The sequence below is a fragment of the Fictibacillus sp. b24 genome (genome assembly GCF_030348825.1).
Classification (GTDB): Bacteria; Bacillota; Bacilli; order Bacillales; family Fictibacillaceae; genus Fictibacillus.
Genome location: NZ_JAUCES010000003.1, coordinates 1 through 969 on the forward strand (window position 1 = coordinate 1; position 969 = coordinate 969).

A 969-nucleotide genomic window follows, 5' to 3' on the forward strand; every position below is an offset into this window, starting at 1 on the left:
TCTTCAGCGCCGATGGTAGTTGGGGGTCTCCCCCTGTTAGAGTAGGACGTCGCTAGGCTAGATATAAAATGGAGGATTAGCTCAGCTGGGAGAGCACCTGCCTTACAAGCAGGGGGTCGGCGGTTCGAACCCGTCATCCTCCACCATTTATTCTTACTTGCCGGTTTAGCTCAATTGGTAGAGCAACTGACTTGTAATCAGTAGGTTGGGGGTTCAAGTCCTCTAGCCGGCACCATTTTGCACGAGCCATTAGCTCAGTCGGTAGAGCATCTGACTTTTAATCAGAGGGTCGAAGGTTCGAGTCCTTCATGGCTCACCATTTATACACGCGGGTGTGGCGGAATTGGCAGACGCGCTAGACTTAGGATCTAGTGTCTTTGACGTGGGGGTTCGAGTCCCTTCACCCGCACCAATTTCCATTTTGAAAACAAAATATGTTTGCGGAAGTAGTTCAGTGGTAGAATACAACCTTGCCAAGGTTGGGGTCGCGGGTTCGAATCCCGTCTTCCGCTCCAAAGTTATTGTATGTGCCGGGGTGGCGGAACTGGCAGACGCACAGGACTTAAAATCCTGCGGTAGGTGACTACCGTACCGGTTCGATTCCGGTCCTCGGCACCACATACATGCGCCCTTAGCTCAGCTGGATAGAGTGTTTGACTACGAATCAAAAGGTCGGGAGTTCGAATCTCTCAGGGCGCGCCATGTTTTACGGGAAGTGGCTCAGCTTGGTAGAGCACCTGGTTTGGGACCAGGGGGTCGCAGGTTCAAATCCTGTCTTCCCGACCATTATAACTAATATGTTATTTGGGGCTTTAGCTCAGCTGGGAGAGCGCCTGCCTTGCACGCAGGAGGTCAGCGGTTCGATCCCGCTAAGCTCCACCATTTTTCAGAAAATGTTTCTGACATTTTCTTTTTTATTGCAAAAAAGTTCTTTGAAAACTGAACAAAAGAAATAGGTAAGGAATTAAA

At 49.9% G+C, this 969-nt stretch carries 9 tRNA genes; all 9 read left to right on the forward strand.

The window, feature by feature from the left end:
• The first annotated feature begins 70 nt into the window (after positions 1 to 70).
• Positions 71 to 146, forward strand: a tRNA-Val gene (locus QUF49_RS00015).
• 13 nt (positions 147 to 159) lie between these two features.
• A tRNA-Thr gene (locus tag QUF49_RS00020) sits at positions 160 to 235 on the forward strand.
• An 8-nt stretch (positions 236 to 243) separates the two neighbouring features.
• Positions 244 to 319, forward strand: a tRNA-Lys gene (locus QUF49_RS00025).
• 9 nt (positions 320 to 328) lie between these two features.
• Positions 329 to 412: transfer RNA gene (locus tag QUF49_RS00030), tRNA-Leu, on the forward strand.
• Positions 413 to 440: 28 nt separating this feature from the next.
• Positions 441 to 515: transfer RNA gene (locus tag QUF49_RS00035), tRNA-Gly, on the forward strand.
• Positions 516 to 529: 14 nt separating this feature from the next.
• Positions 530 to 618, forward strand: a tRNA-Leu gene (locus tag QUF49_RS00040).
• A gap of 7 nt (positions 619 to 625) precedes the next feature.
• Positions 626 to 702: transfer RNA gene (locus QUF49_RS00045), tRNA-Arg, on the forward strand.
• 7 nt (positions 703 to 709) lie between these two features.
• Positions 710 to 786 (forward strand) — tRNA-Pro (locus tag QUF49_RS00050).
• 20 nt (positions 787 to 806) lie between these two features.
• Positions 807 to 882, forward strand: a tRNA-Ala gene (locus tag QUF49_RS00055).
• Positions 883 to 969 lie beyond the last annotated feature (87 nt).